The 14,545-nt window shown below is 59.5% G+C and carries 17 protein-coding genes; 9 read left to right on the forward strand and 8 right to left on the reverse strand.

From position 1 onward, the window contains the following. Positions 1-1,026: a ferrochelatase gene (hemH, locus tag ACIPLA_RS23500; RefSeq protein WP_218399352.1), complete on the forward strand. Its 1,026-nt coding sequence runs from the start codon at positions 1-3 to the stop codon at positions 1,024-1,026. A gap of 105 nt (positions 1,027-1,131) precedes the next feature. Here the strand turns inward: hemH and ACIPLA_RS23505 are convergent, their stop codons facing one another. Further along, positions 1,132-2,406, reverse strand: coding sequence for a uracil-xanthine permease family protein (locus ACIPLA_RS23505; RefSeq protein WP_218399353.1), 1,275 nt, complete (start codon positions 2,404-2,406; stop codon positions 1,132-1,134). Between the two features lie 2 nt (positions 2,407-2,408). Further along, positions 2,409-3,047, reverse strand: a complete 639-nt coding sequence (gene upp, locus ACIPLA_RS23510; protein ID WP_218399354.1) for a uracil phosphoribosyltransferase — start codon at positions 3,045-3,047, stop codon at positions 2,409-2,411. Positions 3,048-3,223: 176 nt separating this feature from the next. Here upp and ACIPLA_RS23515 point away from each other — a divergent pair, with 176 nt between their 5' ends. Continuing rightward, positions 3,224-3,781, forward strand: a complete 558-nt coding sequence (locus ACIPLA_RS23515) for a hypoxanthine-guanine phosphoribosyltransferase (RefSeq protein WP_052965782.1) — start codon at positions 3,224-3,226, stop codon at positions 3,779-3,781. A 101-nt stretch (positions 3,782-3,882) separates the two neighbouring features. On the opposite strand, the gene dauA is transcribed toward ACIPLA_RS23515, so the two are convergent. Further along, positions 3,883-5,604 (reverse strand): C4-dicarboxylic acid transporter DauA, encoded by a 1,722-nt coding sequence (dauA, locus tag ACIPLA_RS23520; RefSeq protein WP_218399355.1) that lies wholly within the window; start codon positions 5,602-5,604, stop codon positions 3,883-3,885. A gap of 151 nt (positions 5,605-5,755) precedes the next feature. Here dauA and ACIPLA_RS23525 point away from each other — a divergent pair, with 151 nt between their 5' ends. After that, complete coding sequence (locus ACIPLA_RS23525) at positions 5,756-6,241, forward strand: hypothetical protein (RefSeq protein ID WP_401176382.1); 486 nt, start codon at positions 5,756-5,758, stop codon at positions 6,239-6,241. 63 nt (positions 6,242-6,304) lie between these two features. After that, the gene (locus ACIPLA_RS23530; RefSeq protein WP_218399357.1) at positions 6,305-6,592 is read left to right on the forward strand and encodes a PA4642 family protein; all 288 of its coding nucleotides are present in this window, start codon (positions 6,305-6,307) and stop codon (positions 6,590-6,592) included. Between the two features lie 135 nt (positions 6,593-6,727). Here ACIPLA_RS23530 and mqo read toward each other — a convergent pair whose 3' ends face one another. Continuing rightward, entirely contained in the window at positions 6,728-8,236 is a 1,509-nt protein-coding gene (gene mqo / locus ACIPLA_RS23535) for a malate dehydrogenase (quinone) (protein WP_218399358.1), read from the reverse strand. Between the two features lie 741 nt (positions 8,237-8,977). Then, complete coding sequence (locus ACIPLA_RS23540) at positions 8,978-9,211, reverse strand: hypothetical protein (RefSeq protein ID WP_008012002.1); 234 nt, start codon at positions 9,209-9,211, stop codon at positions 8,978-8,980. A 205-nt stretch (positions 9,212-9,416) separates the two neighbouring features. Between ACIPLA_RS23540 and ACIPLA_RS23545 the strand changes: the two genes are divergently transcribed. Beyond that, entirely contained in the window at positions 9,417-10,001 is a 585-nt protein-coding gene (locus ACIPLA_RS23545; RefSeq protein ID WP_007905851.1) for a YajG family lipoprotein, read from the forward strand. 271 nt (positions 10,002-10,272) lie between these two features. On the opposite strand, the gene ACIPLA_RS23550 is transcribed toward ACIPLA_RS23545, so the two are convergent. Next, the gene (locus ACIPLA_RS23550) at positions 10,273-10,479 is read right to left on the reverse strand and encodes a hypothetical protein (RefSeq protein WP_018929592.1); all 207 of its coding nucleotides are present in this window, start codon (positions 10,477-10,479) and stop codon (positions 10,273-10,275) included. Between the two features lie 192 nt (positions 10,480-10,671). Here ACIPLA_RS23550 and ACIPLA_RS23555 point away from each other — a divergent pair, with 192 nt between their 5' ends. Next, complete coding sequence (locus ACIPLA_RS23555; RefSeq protein WP_401176388.1) at positions 10,672-10,950, forward strand: hypothetical protein; 279 nt, start codon at positions 10,672-10,674, stop codon at positions 10,948-10,950. Positions 10,951-11,185: 235 nt separating this feature from the next. Here ACIPLA_RS23555 and ACIPLA_RS23560 read toward each other — a convergent pair whose 3' ends face one another. Continuing rightward, the gene (locus ACIPLA_RS23560) at positions 11,186-12,352 is read right to left on the reverse strand and encodes a 1-acyl-sn-glycerol-3-phosphate acyltransferase (RefSeq protein WP_123501275.1); all 1,167 of its coding nucleotides are present in this window, start codon (positions 12,350-12,352) and stop codon (positions 11,186-11,188) included. A gap of 139 nt (positions 12,353-12,491) precedes the next feature. Here ACIPLA_RS23560 and ACIPLA_RS23565 point away from each other — a divergent pair, with 139 nt between their 5' ends. From ACIPLA_RS23565 to ACIPLA_RS23575, 3 genes are read left to right on the forward strand one after another with little or no spacing between them, the layout of a single operon-like run. After that, positions 12,492-12,674: a CPXCG motif-containing cysteine-rich protein gene (locus ACIPLA_RS23565; RefSeq protein ID WP_401176393.1), complete on the forward strand. Its 183-nt coding sequence runs from the start codon at positions 12,492-12,494 to the stop codon at positions 12,672-12,674. 8 nt (positions 12,675-12,682) lie between these two features. Then, complete coding sequence (locus ACIPLA_RS23570) at positions 12,683-12,943, forward strand: putative signal transducing protein (protein ID WP_123501271.1); 261 nt, start codon at positions 12,683-12,685, stop codon at positions 12,941-12,943. Positions 12,944-12,978: 35 nt separating this feature from the next. Beyond that, positions 12,979-13,602 carry an SOS response-associated peptidase gene (locus tag ACIPLA_RS23575; RefSeq protein ID WP_401176397.1) on the forward strand — a complete coding sequence of 208 codons (624 nt, stop codon included), beginning with the start codon at positions 12,979-12,981 and terminating at the stop codon, positions 13,600-13,602. A gap of 97 nt (positions 13,603-13,699) precedes the next feature. Here the strand turns inward: ACIPLA_RS23575 and ACIPLA_RS23580 are convergent, their stop codons facing one another. Further along, positions 13,700-14,542 (reverse strand): methyl-accepting chemotaxis protein, encoded by an 843-nt coding sequence (locus tag ACIPLA_RS23580; protein ID WP_371317181.1) that lies wholly within the window; start codon positions 14,540-14,542, stop codon positions 13,700-13,702. Between the last annotated feature and the right edge of the window lie 3 nt (positions 14,543-14,545).

Raw genomic sequence — 14,545 nt, forward strand, 5'->3', positions numbered from 1 at the left:
ATGACCGATCACGCGTTGCTTCTGGTCAACCTGGGTTCACCCGCTTCCACCTCGGTGGCGGATGTGCGCAGCTACCTCAATCAATTTCTGATGGACCCGTATGTGATCGACCTGCCATGGCCGGTGCGGCGTTTGCTGGTGTCGTTGATTCTGATCAAACGCCCGGAGCAATCGGCCCACGCTTATGCGTCGATCTGGTGGGCGGACGGCTCGCCACTGGTGGTGCTCAGCCGTCGTCTGCAACGGGCCATGACCGCGCAGTGGACTCACGGGCCTGTAGAGCTGGCGATGCGCTACGGCGAGCCATCCATTGAGTCGATGCTGGTTCGTCTGGCGACTCAGGGGCACAAAAAAATCACCTTGGCGCCGCTCTATCCGCAGTTCGCCGATAGCACCGTGACCACAGTGATCGAAGAAGCCAAGCGGGTGGTTCGGGAGAAGAAACTCGACGTGCAGTTCTCGATTCTCCAGCCGTTCTACGATCAGCCGGAATACCTCGATGCGTTGGTGGCCAGTGCCAAGCCTTATGTGCAACAGGACTACGATCACCTGCTGCTGAGCTTTCATGGTTTGCCGGAACGGCACCTGACCAAGATCGACCCCACCGGTCATCATTGCTTTAAAAGCGATAATTGCTGTCAGAAGGCTTCGCCGGAAGTATTAGCCACCTGCTACCGCGCCCAATGCCTGCGCACCGCTTCCGAGTTTGCCAAGCGCATGGGCCTGCCGGATGGCAAGTGGTCGGTGTCGTTCCAGTCGCGTCTGGGCCGGGCCAAGTGGATCGAACCCTACACCGAAGCACGCCTTGATGAGTTGGCCAAAAGCGGCGTGAAAAAAGTCCTGGTGATGTGCCCGGCGTTCGTTGCCGATTGCATCGAAACACTGGAAGAGATCGGTGATCGCGGGAAGGAGCAGTTCCGCGAAGCGGGAGGGGAGGAGTTGGTGCTGGTGCCGTGCCTCAATGATGATCCGCAGTGGGCCAAGGCGTTGAACGCATTGTGTGAGCGGGCGCCGTTGGCGCTTTAAAAGCATCGCGGGCAAGCCTCGCTCCTACAGGATTGCGTCGTTTTAAGAGTCGACACAAATCCTGTAGGAGCGAGGCTTGCCCGCGAAGGCCTTCTTAAGGCTGGCTTACAACAACGGCTCTTCCATCTTCTTGTGCTTCCAGCTGTCATGGCCCGGCAGCAACAGGTTCAACGCAATCGCCACCACCGCGCACAGCGCGATGCCTTTGAGGCCGAAATCGTCCGGGCCGGTACCGGTGCCGACCAGTACGCCGCCAATCCCGAACACCAGCGTCACCGAGACAATCACCAGATTGCGTGCTTCGCCCAGGTCGATTTTGTGGCGAATCATGGTGTTCATCCCCACCGCAGCAATCGAACCGAACAACAGGCAGAGAATCCCGCCCATCACCGGCACCGGGATGCTTTGCAGCAGGGCGCCGAACTTGCCGATGAACGCCAGGCTGATCGCAAAGATTGCGGCCCAGGTCATGATTTTCGGGTTGTAGTTTTTGGTCAGCATCACCGCGCCAGTCACTTCGGCATAGGTGGTGTTGGGCGGGCCGCCGAACAGACCGGCCGCGGTGGTGGCAATGCCATCGCCGAGCAACGTGCGGTGCAGGCCGGGCTTCTTCAAATAATCGCGACCGGTCACGCTACCCACGGCAATCACGCCGCCGATGTGCTCAATGGCCGGGGCCAGGGCTACCGGAACGATGAACAGAATCGCCTGCCAGTTGAATTCCGGCGCCGTAAACTGTGGAATCGCAAACCACGGTGCTGCAGCAATCTTTGCGGTGTCGACCACGCCGAAATAGAACGCCATGGCAAAACCCACCAATACGCCGGAGATGATCGGCACCAGGCGGAAAATGCCTTTGCCGAACACCGCGACGATCAGGGTGGTCAGCAGTGCCGGCATCGAGATCAACATCGCCGTCTGGTAAGGAATCAGCTCGGTGCCGTCACCGGCCTTGCCCATCGCCATGTTGGCGGCGATCGGCGCCATGGCCAGGCCGATGGAGATGATTACCGGGCCAATCACCACCGGTGGCAACAGGCGATCGATGAACCCGGTGCCTTTGATCTTCACGGCAAGACCGAGGAAGGTGTAGACGAAACCGGCCGCCATCACACCGCCCATGGTCGCCGCCAGGCCAAACTGGCCCTTGGCGAGAATGATCGGCGTGATGAAGGCGAAGCTCGACGCCAGAAACACCGGCACCTGACGCCCGGTGACGATCTGGAACAGAATCGTCCCAAGGCCTGCGGTGAACAGCGCCACGTTCGGGTCGAGGCCGGTAATCAACGGCATCAACACCAGCGCGCCGAAGGCCACGAACAGCATCTGCGCGCCAGACAGCACCGTGCGCCAGAGCGGATCGTTGAACTCTTGCTGCATGCTCAAGCGTCCTTCTGCTTGGTGCCGAAGATCTTGTCACCGGCATCGCCCAGGCCTGGGATGATGTAACCGTGTTCGTTCAGTTTCTGGTCAATGGAGGCGGTGTAGATGGTCACGTCCGGGTGAGCCTTCTCCACCGCGGCGATGCCTTCAGGGGCAGCCACCAGGACCATCGCGCGGATGTCCTTGCAACCGGCCTTTTTCAGCAGGTCGATAGTGGCGACCATCGAGCCACCAGTGGCGAGCATCGGGTCGATGATCATCGCCAGACGCTCGTCGATTTCCGGCACCAGTTTCTCAAGGTAGGTGTGGGCTTCGAGGGTTTTCTCGTTGCGGGCCACGCCCACGGCGCTGACTTTGGCGCCCGGGATCAGGCTCAGCACGCCTTCGAGCATGCCGATACCGGCGCGCAGGATCGGTACCACGGTAATCTTCTTGCCGGCGATTTTCTCGACCGACACCGTGCCGCACCAGCCTTCGATGTCGTAGCTTTCCAGCGGCAAGTCTTTGGTGGCTTCATAGGTCAGCAGGGCACCGACTTCCTGAGCGAGCTCACGGAAATTCTTCGTGCTAATGTCGGCGCGGCGCATAAGGCCAAGTTTATGACGGATCAGCGGATGGCGGATCTCGAGGATGGGCATGGGAAAGGCTCCGGCGGCGGGCAAAAAAACCGGCCTAGATTAATCTATCCGAGGGTGTTGTCCTATAGACATCCAGAACGTTAGTCCACAAACGCTTGATCTGGCCTCGCTTGATGCGTACCTTTGCCCGCTTTTCCGAATCCGTCCCTCCCCCTAAAACCCCCTTGGAGAGCGCCATGTCCGCTGATCTCGAGCATATCCGTCAAATCATGCGAGAGGCTGACTGCCTGTACACCGAAGCTGAAGTCGAGGCGGCCATCGCCCGCGTCGGTGCACAAATCAACGATCAGCTGGCTGAACGTAACCCGGTGGTGTTCTGCGTGATGAACGGCGGGCTGATTTTCTCCGGCAAGCTGCTGACGCATCTGAACTTCCCGCTGGAAGCGTCCTACCTGCACGCCACCCGTTATCGCAACGAAACCAGCGGCGGCGACCTGTTCTGGAAAGCCAAGCCGGAAGTTTCGTTCATCGACCGAGACGTGCTGATCATCGACGACATCCTCGACGAAGGTCACACCCTGGGCGCGATCATCGACTTCTGCAAACACGCTGGCGCCCGCGCCGTGCACACTGCCGTGCTGATCGACAAGGACCACGACCGTAAGGCTCGCCCGGACCTGAAAGCCGATTTCGTCGGCCTGCCGTGCATCGATCGTTACATCTTCGGTTACGGCATGGACTACAAAGGCTACTGGCGTAACGCCAACGGGATTTTTGCCGTTAAAGGCATGTAAGCGGGGTGACTGTCTGGGGGGCGATTGGCCGCCAGGCACGTTGAAGCTCGAATGCAAGGCCTCATACCTGGATGCGTGCGCAATTCGCTCGAACTGCGCGCTCAATCCTGCCCGGCGAGCCATTGTTCGCTTTTGCGTTGAGCCTGTTCCAGATTATTCACGTAGGCCAACTGTCGCTGTTCCCGATGGATGCCCGCGCGCCTGAGTTTCAGGCGCACCCGTGGAGCGGTCCCGACCAGAATCAGGCCGATACCGTCGGTGCGGTAATCCCTGAGGATATTGTCGAAGGCAGCCAGTGCTGTCATGTCCAGCATGGGCACGGCACTCATCTCGACGATCACTACTTTGACCTCCGGGCTGAATTTACGTAGCACGCCCAAGGCTTTTTCCGCAGCGCCGAAAAACAGCGGCCCGCGTATCGCATAGCAACGAACATGCTCCGGCATATCCTGTAAGGCTTGATGGAACTCGCGAGGCAGCTCGGCGGTGTCCGTGAGATCGCTCATGCGTTTGATGAACAACCCGGCGGCCAGCAGCAGGCCGACGGCGACGGCCAGCACCATGTCGAACAGCACCGTCAGGCTCAGGCAGGTCAGCAAGACCAGCACATCGCTGCGCGGTGCGATGCGCAAGGTGTGCATGACGTGCCGGGCTTCGCTCATGTTCCACGCCACCATCACCAGCAATGCCGCCAGCGCTGCCATGGGCAAATAGCTGAACAGCGGGGCGAGGACGAGTATCGCCAGCAGCACCACAGCACTGTGGATAATTGCCGCCAATGGCGAAAACGCCCCGCTGCGCACGTTGGTGGCGCTACGGGCAATCGCGGCAGTGGCGGTGATGCCCCCGAACAACGGTGCGACCAGATTGCCCAGGCCTTGACCCAGAAGTTCGGCGTTGGGGTCGTGTTTGCTACCCGTCATGCCATCGGCCACCACCGCGCACAACAACGATTCGATGGCGCCGAGCATGGCGATGGCGAACGCTGGCGCCATTAATTGGTGAATCAGGTCATAAGACAAATGCAGCGGCTGACCATTGGGCCCCGGCAGATTCCACGGCCAGTCGAAGCCCGGCAGAAACGGCGGTATGCCGGGATGGCTGACGCCATCGACGATATAGCTGAAGCGCTCCCCCAGCGTCGCAACCGGTAACCCGCCGCTTTCCAGTGCCACCCCCAGCAATGCGCCGACGGCCAGTGCCACCAGATGCCCCGGAATCCTCGGCACAAAGCGCGGCCAGACGATCAGGACTCCCAGGCACATAGCACCGATGATCCCGTCCCCCAGGCGGGCGCTGGGTAACGCCTGGAGCAGCGCACCTAGTTGCTCGATGTAATGTTCGGCATGCCCGGCGGTAGTCAGGCCCAGCAAATCCTTCAATTGGAGGGTGGCGATGACAATGCCGATCCCCGCGGTAAAGCCCAGGGTCACTGGGTAAGGGATGTACTGAATCAGCCGTCCGGCCCGAATCAGCCCCAAGGCAATCAGGATTACCCCGGCAAGCATGGTGCAAAGCAGCAGGCCACCCAGACCATATTGTTGGGTGATCGGCAGCAATATCACCACGAACGCGGCTGTCGGCCCGCTGACGTTGAAGCGCGAGCCTCCCGTCAGGGCGATCAGGGGGGCGGCGATCAGCACTGTATACAGACCTTGCTGGGGCGCTACCCCCACCGCAATCGCCAGGGCCATGGCCAGAGGGATGGCGATAATCCCGACCGTCACCCCGGCGCTGATATCGCCGCGCAAACGTCTGAGGCTATAACCTGCGCGCCAGGTCTGACGCCAGGCGGCGAATAATGGGGGCATGGAGAATGACATGGGGACTCCACAGTAGACGGCGCACCGTCGAAATAGGGCTGAAAGCTCTTTCAGTATGCCCGGCCTTGTGTTCCAGAGTTTTGATCTGGATCGGTTATTTGCCTGATTGATCATCGTGCTAGAGTGCTCGGCCCCGCCTCCGGAGCCTGTCATGAGCCTTTTGATCCGCAGCTGCGTCGTCCTGTTGCTGACCCTCAGCCTGCCCCTGGCCGCAGCCCCGTCGCCAATGCATTCGCAGTTTTTGCCTCCGGACGACTTGACCCTGCGCGACGCCGAGCCCGAGCAGCAGCAACTGTTGCAGGTCACCGACTATTCGGTGGTGATCGGCAGCCAGCGCCAGTCCAACCAGCAGCCGATCCCGGTCACATCGCCATTGCTGATCCGCCTCAAGGGCAAATCCTTGAACAAGGGCGCGACCATCAGCCAGGTGCTGGTCAACTTCGATGGCGAAAGCAAAAGCCTGAAGAAGCCTATCTACGACGAAAAAAGCAAAACCTTGACCCTCTATTACCCGCTCGCCCAATACCGGGTGGTGATCGACTTGTTGCGCAACGACACGGTGTATTGCCAGTTCCTCAGCTACGCCAACGGCCATATCTGGGCCGATCTGCACACTGGCAGCGTTCGTCCGCGTTGAGCCTTACGCCCGGGCAGGGGTAAACTGCCCGCCCCGTGAAATGTCTGCGAGCTGGAGTCGGCAATGCGTAAAGATAAGAAGCAAGTGATTGGTGACGAGATCGGCGATGCACAGATCAAGCTGTTCCTCGATTTTGAGCCGGTCGACGCCACTTCACCGTCGCTGCACAAACTGATCAAGGCCTACCGTGGCCTGCGTATCGATGACTTCGAGCGTTTTCTGACGTTCTTTGTTGAAGCTGGTCTGGATCTGGATGGCAAGGATGTGCACGGCAATGACTTCGTTGCCCTGATTCAGGATCAACGCAACGCGGCCGAGTACATCGAGTTGATCGACAAAGCTCGCGGCTAACCCATACCTGTAGGAGCACGGCTTGCCGGCGAAAGCGATCTCAAGGATGCCTTCGCCGGCAAGCCTGGCTCCTACAGACGGCACAAAAAAACGCCCCACCCTCAATGAGGACGGGGCGTTTTTTATGCGGCCGAATCAAGCGTAGCTTTCGGTCTCGTTACTGGCTTCAACCAGTTCCAGCGCGACGTTGTTGTGCGCATTGATCTTGCGATACAGCGCAGCGTCGGTTTCCAGGACTTTTTCCCGAGCCGGGAAGATTTCCGCCAGCTTGGCAGCCCATTCACCGGAGGCTTTGTTCGGGAAGCATTTTTCGATCAGCTCAAGCATGATCGAAACAGTCACCGAAGCGCCTGGCGAGGCGCCGAGCAGGGCTGCAAGCGAACCGTCCTTGGCTGCGACCAGTTCGGTACCGAACTGCAGAACGCCGCCTTTCTTCGGGTCTTTCTTGATGATCTGCACCCGTTGGCCAGCCACTTCCAGGCGCCAGTCTTCGGCTTTCGCTTCAGGGTAGAAACGACGCAGGGATTCCAGGCGCTGTTCCATCGACTGCATCACTTCGCTGACCAGGTACTTGGTCAGGTCCATGTTGTTTTTGGCCACGGCCAGCATCGGGCCGATGTTGCCGGCGCGGACCGACATCGGCAGGTCCATGAACGAACCGTGCTTGAGGAACTTGGTGGTGAAACCGGCGTAAGGTCCGAACAGCAGGGACTTCTTGCCATCGACCACACGGGTGTCCAAGTGCGGCACGGACATCGGTGGCGAACCAACGGCGGCCTGGCTGTAGACCTTGGCCTGGTGGTGCTTGACCACTTCCGGGTTGTCGCAACGCAGCCATTGGCCGCTGATCGGGAAGCCGCCGAAGCCTTTGCTTTCTTCGATGCCCGAGGCTTGCAACAGGGGCAATGCCGCACCGCCAGCGCCGAGGAACACGAACTTGGCGTCGACTTCACGGCTGTTGCCGGTATTGACGTCCTTGATGCTGACAGTCCAGCCGCCGTTATTGCGCTTCAGGTCGGTGACACGCTTGCAGTACTTGACCTGGGCATCGGGTGCGCTGGTCAGGTGCGTGAGCAATTGGTTGGTCAAGGCGCCGAAGTTGACGTCGGTACCGTTCATCACGCGGGTGGCGGCGAGGACTTCGTCAGGCGCGCGGCCCGGCATCATCAACGGCATCCACTCGGCCATTTTGGCCTTGTCTTCGGTGTATTCCATGTCCGAGAAGGCGTGATGTTTGCTCAGCGTCTTGAAACGTTCCTTGAGGAAGGAGACGCCGTCGTCGCCCTGCACGAAGCTCAGGTGCGGTACCGGGCTGATGAACGACTTGCACGAGCCGAATGTGCCTTTCTTGGTCAGGTAGGACCAGAACTGCTTCGACACCTCGAACTGGGTGTTGATATGCACGGCTTTCTTGATGTCGACGGTGCCGTCGGCGGCCTGCGGCGTGTAGTTCAGCTCACACAGCCCGGCGTGACCGGTACCGGCGTTGTTCCACGGATTGGAACTCTCCGCAGCACCGGAATCCATCAGCTCGACGACTTCCAGCTTGATCGCGGGGTCGAGCTCTTTGAGCAGTACCGCAAGGGTGGCACTCATGATGCCGGCCCCAACCAGTACTACGTCGACTGCTTCGTTATGCGCCATTTAACGCGTCTCCAAAATCTGCAGCACCAAATTGTCGGCATAGCTGCCAGGCGTTCCGGGGCGATGTCAGTGATGCCCCAGGTACCCATGGCCAGGATCGCCATGTCCGAATCTTCGCAATTTTTTGCAACTTCGACGGATGCATGCGGCCTGGCTTCAAGAGTCACATGAACTCATTTCGGCACGCGGCTGGCAATTCGACTTATGGTCGAGACATCCGTTTGTGCAACCAAATCCGTAGCGGACAGGCTTCAGGCTCCGGTGTTCGAGGAATACTCGGTCCTGTGTCGTTGGGCTGTTGTAGACGCTAATGGTGCATGTTCAGACGCAAAACTATTCATTTGCTCGCCACACTCTTGTGAAGTTGTGAAAACCCGTTTTTTTCACGCTCTTTTGAAGACGTGAACCTCAAAAAAGGGCTGTCCCAGCCGGGCACCGTGCCCGGATGGATTGCCGCCATGGGATACATGACAAGCAAAACGGGCAAACAGCTCAGTAACCGAGCGTAATGACAGCTCTGCAGATTCGCGAAAAGTGGTGTTTTTGCTTAGGGAACAGCAAGCGCGCCAGCTTCACTCGATCTGTGTGGGCGGCTCTCTGTGGGCGGTGCGGGGGTGTCAATACCGAGGCATTGACGATGCTGCGAGGCCCGATCAGGAGACGTCCTTATAATCGGGGGGAGATTGTATCTAAGAAACGCAGGGAAATGGTCGTGTTTAATGACTTTTATTAGGCGTCCGGTCAGGTGGTCAACAGTTGTTGCGCACGCGCACGTGGCTGGCGCTGGCTGACACGGGCGCTGGCGGGCAGGGGATGGTGCAGCCAGTTGAGGCGGATTTCTTCGATTTCGACCCAGCCATCGCCCATGGGCTGCAGGCTGCACTGTTTGAACGCCTGGCAGCGACCATCGCGGTCGAGCAGGGCAAAGCAGCGATGCAGTGGGCGTGGCGCGAACATTGAGATGAGAAAACGCATGGCAAAGTACCTTGTGGGGTGACTGCTATGAAGGTTGCCAGTGAGCGATGACGTGCATGTGTAAGGTCGGTGACAGATGTGTGACAGGAACCGCGCTGGGCCGGGTTTGTCAGAGATTTCAGTAATCGTTGTGCGAAGCTAGTTCGCCGCAGTGGCGCACCGCTATACTGCGGGTCTGTTTGTGCCTGATTCTGGAGAGAAGAGCATGTTGCAACGCCTGTTGTTCGGTTTGATCACTGTGACCAGTTTGACCCTCGTCGGCTGCGCCCACAGCCCGCAACAACTGAACCCGGAACCCAAGCTGACGGCTCAGCTGGCGCCGGTCGGCCGTGGTCAGCCGGTGGTGGTGCGTGTGGTGGATGGTCGTCCATCGCCAACCTTGGGAACTCGTGGTGGCCTGTATCCGGAGACCAGTGCAATCACCGTGCAGGGCGCGCAGATTCTGCCGAAGTTGCAGGCTCAGGCTGAAGCGGCCGTGCGCTTGCTGGGCTTTACCCCGACGGCCAATGCGCTGAATGCACCGCAATTGACGGTGACCCTGGCTGAGCTGAAGTATCAGTCGCCCAAGGAAGGCCTGTATGTGACTGAGGCAACGATTGGCGCGACGTTCCGTTCGGATGTGCAGAATGCCAACCGTCGTTACAGCGGTCGCTACGGTGCGTCGCTCGATCAGCGTTTTGGCATGGCGCCGAATCAGGAAACCAATACCAAGCTGGTCAGTGATGTGTTGAGTGATGCGTTGACCCGCTTGTTCAAGGACCCGACGATTGGTCAGGTGCTTGCCGAGTAACGATTCGCGGCTTGTTTAAAGAACCCGGTGTCAGTGATGGCGCCGGGTTTTTTGTGCCTGCAGATTCATCGTGGGAGCGAACCTGCTCGTGATTTCACCTGTAGGAGCGAGGCTGCCCGCGAAGACGGCCTGACAGCCAACCAATCTCTCGCAGATGCACACATTCAATTGTGGGAGCGAGCCTGCTCGCGATGGCGGTGTGTCAGGCAGCATCCACGTTGAATGTGAGAAAGCCTTCGCGGGCAAGCCTCGCTCCTACAGGGCGCGACGCTCAAGCCGCCTGCGAATAAAAATCCAGAACACTCACCCCCGTCAGCAAATCCGTTTCCGGCAAATCCGCATGTTGATGCCCACCCAGCGCGCAATACACCAGCCAATGCCGGTCCTGTACGTTGAAGGCGAGGCTGCCGACTAAGGTTTGTTGTTCGTCGCTTTGGGCAATGAGGTAGAGGCGGTCCTGGTTTTCGGCGTGGAGCATGACGGAGTCCGTGTCGGTTTCGAGGGCGACAGACTGGCGGATTCAAATGACGGTGCCATGACGCAGGACAGCAATCGGCTAAATGGTTTCGTTATTTGTCGGAAAGCCGGGGCAGGTTGGGGCAGTTTCGGTAGAATCCGCGCCGTGGTCGTCGGTCCGGCGTCTGCTACACCGGTTTGCCTGAGGTTTGTGATGTCGCTGCAATTGATTTCGCTTCTTACTGCTCATCCCGCCAAATTGATCAATTTGCTGGCCTTGCTGTTCGCCTTCCCGGGCAGCTGGTTACTGCACGCCACCCGTCGCCGCGAACAGCGCGCACTGGCCAGTATCGAGGCGCAGCGCCAAAGTCGTCCCAGCGAAGAGCCAACACTGGATTGGGCGACCCTGCGCATGAACCGGTTTTTCTACCGCTTCGGTTTCGCCTGCCTCGGGATGGCGTTGCTGGTGTCGTGGATCAGTACTCGCGTCTGAAGTTCTGACACAAGACCCTGTGGCGAGGGAGCTTGCTCCCGCTGGGCTGCGAAGCGGCCCCAAACCAGTCACCCTGGTAGTGTCAGATGCACCGCGAGCGCTGACTTTACGACTGCTGCGCAGCCGGGCGGGAGCAAGCTCCCTCGCCACAAGTACAGTGCCTGACTGTCCTGTCGCATCAAGACAAACAAAAACGGCGCCCGAAGGCGCCGTTGTCGTATCCAGCCAAAATCGCTTAAAGCGGCAACCCGGCCTTGACCCGATACTGATTGCGCACCGGTGTCGCATATTGCAACACCAGAAACGGACGATGCTCCTCAGGGCAAGCCTCCAGCCGGCGCTGCCATTCTTCCTGAGCCTTGGCCAGTTCGTCTGCCGCAAACACCTCGGCCGCTTTCGGCACCTGTAGTTGCGGGTCAGCGTCTTTCCACTGCGCATACGCCAGGTAGTGCACCGGGAACAACCGATAACCGCTGAGAATTTGCTTGTCCATTTCGATCGCCAATTGCTTGGTATCTTCGAACAATTCGGTGATCGGCGCGGCGAAGTTCACGTGAACCCGGCCTTTGTAACCGGTGATACCTTTGGCGATGCTCACGTCATCCTCGCCCGGCACCTTGGTGTAGCTGCCGGTGGTGGCGCGGATGTACAGCTCGCGCGCCTTGGCCTGGTCGCACGGGTCATATTCGTAGCTGATCGACACCGGGGTGAGGTTCAGCGAGCGGATGACTTCGCCGAACGGCTCGTCCTTGCGGCTCATGTGGAACATCTTGAGGATCGCCGACTCGGTGCGGTCGTCGCCGTCCTTGGCCCGGCCTTCAGCCTGGGCGATCCAGATCGAGGCGCAGTCGTTGCGGATCGAGTGGTTGATGTACGCCGACAACAGCTGATACGCCGCCATTTTTTCCCGGCGACCAGTGATCGAACGGTGCACGATGAAGCTCTTGTTCAGGCGCATCAAATCGCTGACAAAAGGCTTTTGCAGCAGGTTGTCGCCAATGGCGATGCGTGGGGTCGGCAGGCCGGCGTGGTACACGGCGTAGTTGACGAAGGCCGGGTCCATCACGATGTCGCGGTGGTTGGCGATGAACAGGTAGGCGCTGCCGGATTTGAATTGCTCCACGCCGGTGTAGGTCACCCCGTCCGTGGCGCGCTCGATGGTGTGGTCAACGTAAAACTCGACTTTGTCCTGCAAGGTGGCCACCGACGTGATGCCGGCGAACTCACGGCGCAGCCGATGCGCTATAAGAGGTTTGAGCATCCAGCCAAAGGCACCGGCATAGCGCGGGAAGCGGAAGTGGATGAGGATATCTAGAAACGCCTTGTCGCCGAGCAGCCGGTTCAGCACTGCCGGGACTTCGCTGTCGTCGTAAGGTCGGATGGCATCGAATTCGCCCATCATGCTCTCTTGTTAGAAACGGCTAGGGTAAGTAAAGGTTTTGATCGAAAACCAACGGGGCACGGTCTGAAAAGTTAGCCAGACGAAAATAGCCCTGCAAATAGACCGGCGATTATACGCACAAGTCACTTGGGAGACCGCGATGCTGGAAACTGCGCAGTATGTATGTCCGTATTGTGGTGAAGAGGTTGAGACGTCTGTGGATATTTCCGGGGGCGATCAGACCTATATCGAGGACTGTCAGGTGTGCTGTCGGCCAATAACGTTTGTGTTACAGGTTGACGGAGAGGAATGGCATCTCGAAGTGTTCAGCGAAAACGAGTAGGGGCGTCTATGCAGCGAATCTACGAGCCGGAAAACCTGATGGAAGGCGAACTGCTTCAAAGCATGCTCGCCAGCGAGGGTATCGAGGCGCATCTGGTGGGCCGGGATTTGATCGGCGGCACCGGGGAATTGCCGATATTCGGCCTGCTGGGCTTATCGGTCGATAACGATCAGGCCGAATACGCCCGGGAGCTGATCACCGCGTACAATGCCGCGCTGCCGCTGTCCGGCGATGAACCGGAGAGTTTTCCCGGCACGCTGGTCTGTTAGGCTGACGTTCGTTTGATCAAGAGTCGTATTGCCCCATGTGTGGACGTTATGCCCTGTTTCGCTGGAACCCCGCCTTCGCGGCCCTGCCCGGATTCCCCGCCGATCAGCAGGCCCAGTGGAATATCTCCCCCAACGATTCGGTGTTGATGCTGCGTGCCGGCGCAGACGGGCAACGTGAGTTGGCCCGCGCCCGCTGGGGCCTGACGCCGCCGTGGCTGACCGACTTGTCCCGCACCCCGGCCCATGCCCGCGCCGAAACCGTTACCGAACAGCCGATGTTTCGCGAAGCCTTGCGCTTGCGTCGTTGCCTGCTACCGGCCAATGGTTTCTATGAATGGCGCGGCACCACCCGCAAACGTCCGTACTGGCTGACCCCGGGGGAAGGTTCGGCGCTGTTCTTTGCGGCAATCTGGGAGGCGTATCCGGTGCAGGAGCAGGTTTGGTTGAGTACGGCGGTGATCACCCAGCCGGCTTCGAGCCAGCGTCGACCGTTGATTCTCGATGCGGCGGGGCAGCAAGCCTGGCTCGACCCCGAAACGCCGTTGCATGCCTTGCAGGCCTTGCTGGCCAGTGAGCCCGCGGCGTTGCGCGAGCGGGTGCTGGCGAATCTGGTGAATGATCCGAAGCTTAATGGGCCGGAGTGTTTGACTCCGGGTTGATGAGTTGTCTGTGCTGACGCCTTCGCGGGCAAGCCTCGCTCCTACGGGTAGGTGATTCCCTGTAGGAGCGAGGCTTGCCCGCGAATAGGCCCTTTGATCAAACCTTGAACTGATTGATCAACCGCCGCTGCTGCTCCGCCAACTTGGTCAAATCCGCACTGGCCGCGCTCGATTCATCCGCTCCGCCGGCCACTTCATTGGCCACTTGCCCGATGTTGATCACGTTACGGTTGATATCGTCCGCCACCGCGCTCTGTTCCTCGGCGGCGCTGGCGATCTGGGTGTTCATATCGTTGATCACCGACACCGCCTGGGTAATGGTTTCCAGCGCCTCGGCCGCTTTCACCGCGTGCTGCACACTTTCGTCGGTGCGGTTCTGGCTGTCTTCCATGACCCGCACCACATCCCGGGTGCCTTGTTGCAGGTGCTGGATCATGGTCTGGATTTCTTCAGTGGCCTTTTGGGTTTTCTGCGCCAGGTTGCGCACTTCATCGGCCACCACTGCAAACCCACGGCCCTGCTCACCGGCACGGGCGGCTTCGATGGCCGCGTTCAAGGCCAACAGGTTGGTCTGCTCGGCAATGCCGCGAATGGCCGTCAGGATCGCGTTGATGTTTTCGCTGTCCTTGGCCAGGGTCTGCACCACGCCGACGGCCTTGCCGATTTCCACCGCCAAAACGCCAATTGAATTCGACGTATCCCGGACGATTTGCATGCCTTGCGCCGCTGCCTGATCCGCATGGCTGGCGGCTTGCGCGGCCTGGGTCGCATTGCGCGCGACATCCTGGGCGGTGGCGGTCATTTCATGCACGGCGGTCGCGACCTGATCGATCTCGGCCATTTGTTTATGCACGCCGATGTTGGTGCGAATGGCGATGTCGGCGGTGTGTTCCGAGGAATCACTGACGCTCTGCACCGACGTCACCACTTGCGTGATCATCGC

It is taken from the genome of Pseudomonas sp. NPDC086112 (genome assembly GCF_044746425.1).
Taxonomy (GTDB): domain Bacteria; phylum Pseudomonadota; class Gammaproteobacteria; order Pseudomonadales; family Pseudomonadaceae; genus Aquipseudomonas.

Excerpts from the sequence above, each read along its gene's own strand:
- hemH (WP_218399352.1), top strand. The coding sequence starts at position 1 with ATGACCGATCACGCGTTGCTTCTGGTCAACCTGGGTTCACCCGCTTCC.
- ACIPLA_RS23505 (WP_218399353.1), bottom strand. The coding sequence starts at position 2,406 with ATGCAGCAAGAGTTCAACGATCCGCTCTGGCGCACGGTGCTGTCTGGC.
- upp (WP_218399354.1), bottom strand. The coding sequence starts at position 3,047 with ATGCCCATCCTCGAGATCCGCCATCCGCTGATCCGTCATAAACTTGGC.
- ACIPLA_RS23515 (WP_052965782.1), top strand. The coding sequence starts at position 3,224 with ATGTCCGCTGATCTCGAGCATATCCGTCAAATCATGCGAGAGGCTGAC.
- dauA (WP_218399355.1), bottom strand. The coding sequence starts at position 5,604 with ATGTCATTCTCCATGCCCCCATTATTCGCCGCCTGGCGTCAGACCTGG.
- ACIPLA_RS23525 (WP_401176382.1), top strand. The coding sequence starts at position 5,756 with ATGAGCCTTTTGATCCGCAGCTGCGTCGTCCTGTTGCTGACCCTCAGC.
- ACIPLA_RS23530 (WP_218399357.1), top strand. The coding sequence starts at position 6,305 with ATGCGTAAAGATAAGAAGCAAGTGATTGGTGACGAGATCGGCGATGCA.
- mqo (WP_218399358.1), bottom strand. The coding sequence starts at position 8,236 with ATGGCGCATAACGAAGCAGTCGACGTAGTACTGGTTGGGGCCGGCATC.
- ACIPLA_RS23540 (WP_008012002.1), bottom strand. The coding sequence starts at position 9,211 with ATGCGTTTTCTCATCTCAATGTTCGCGCCACGCCCACTGCATCGCTGC.
- ACIPLA_RS23545 (WP_007905851.1), top strand. The coding sequence starts at position 9,417 with ATGTTGCAACGCCTGTTGTTCGGTTTGATCACTGTGACCAGTTTGACC.
- ACIPLA_RS23550 (WP_018929592.1), bottom strand. The coding sequence starts at position 10,479 with ATGCTCCACGCCGAAAACCAGGACCGCCTCTACCTCATTGCCCAAAGC.
- ACIPLA_RS23555 (WP_401176388.1), top strand. The coding sequence starts at position 10,672 with ATGTCGCTGCAATTGATTTCGCTTCTTACTGCTCATCCCGCCAAATTG.
- ACIPLA_RS23560 (WP_123501275.1), bottom strand. The coding sequence starts at position 12,352 with ATGATGGGCGAATTCGATGCCATCCGACCTTACGACGACAGCGAAGTC.
- ACIPLA_RS23565 (WP_401176393.1), top strand. The coding sequence starts at position 12,492 with ATGCTGGAAACTGCGCAGTATGTATGTCCGTATTGTGGTGAAGAGGTT.
- ACIPLA_RS23570 (WP_123501271.1), top strand. The coding sequence starts at position 12,683 with ATGCAGCGAATCTACGAGCCGGAAAACCTGATGGAAGGCGAACTGCTT.
- ACIPLA_RS23575 (WP_401176397.1), top strand. The coding sequence starts at position 12,979 with ATGTGTGGACGTTATGCCCTGTTTCGCTGGAACCCCGCCTTCGCGGCC.
- ACIPLA_RS23580 (WP_371317181.1), bottom strand. The coding sequence starts at position 14,542 with ATGATCACGCAAGTGGTGACGTCGGTGCAGAGCGTCAGTGATTCCTCG.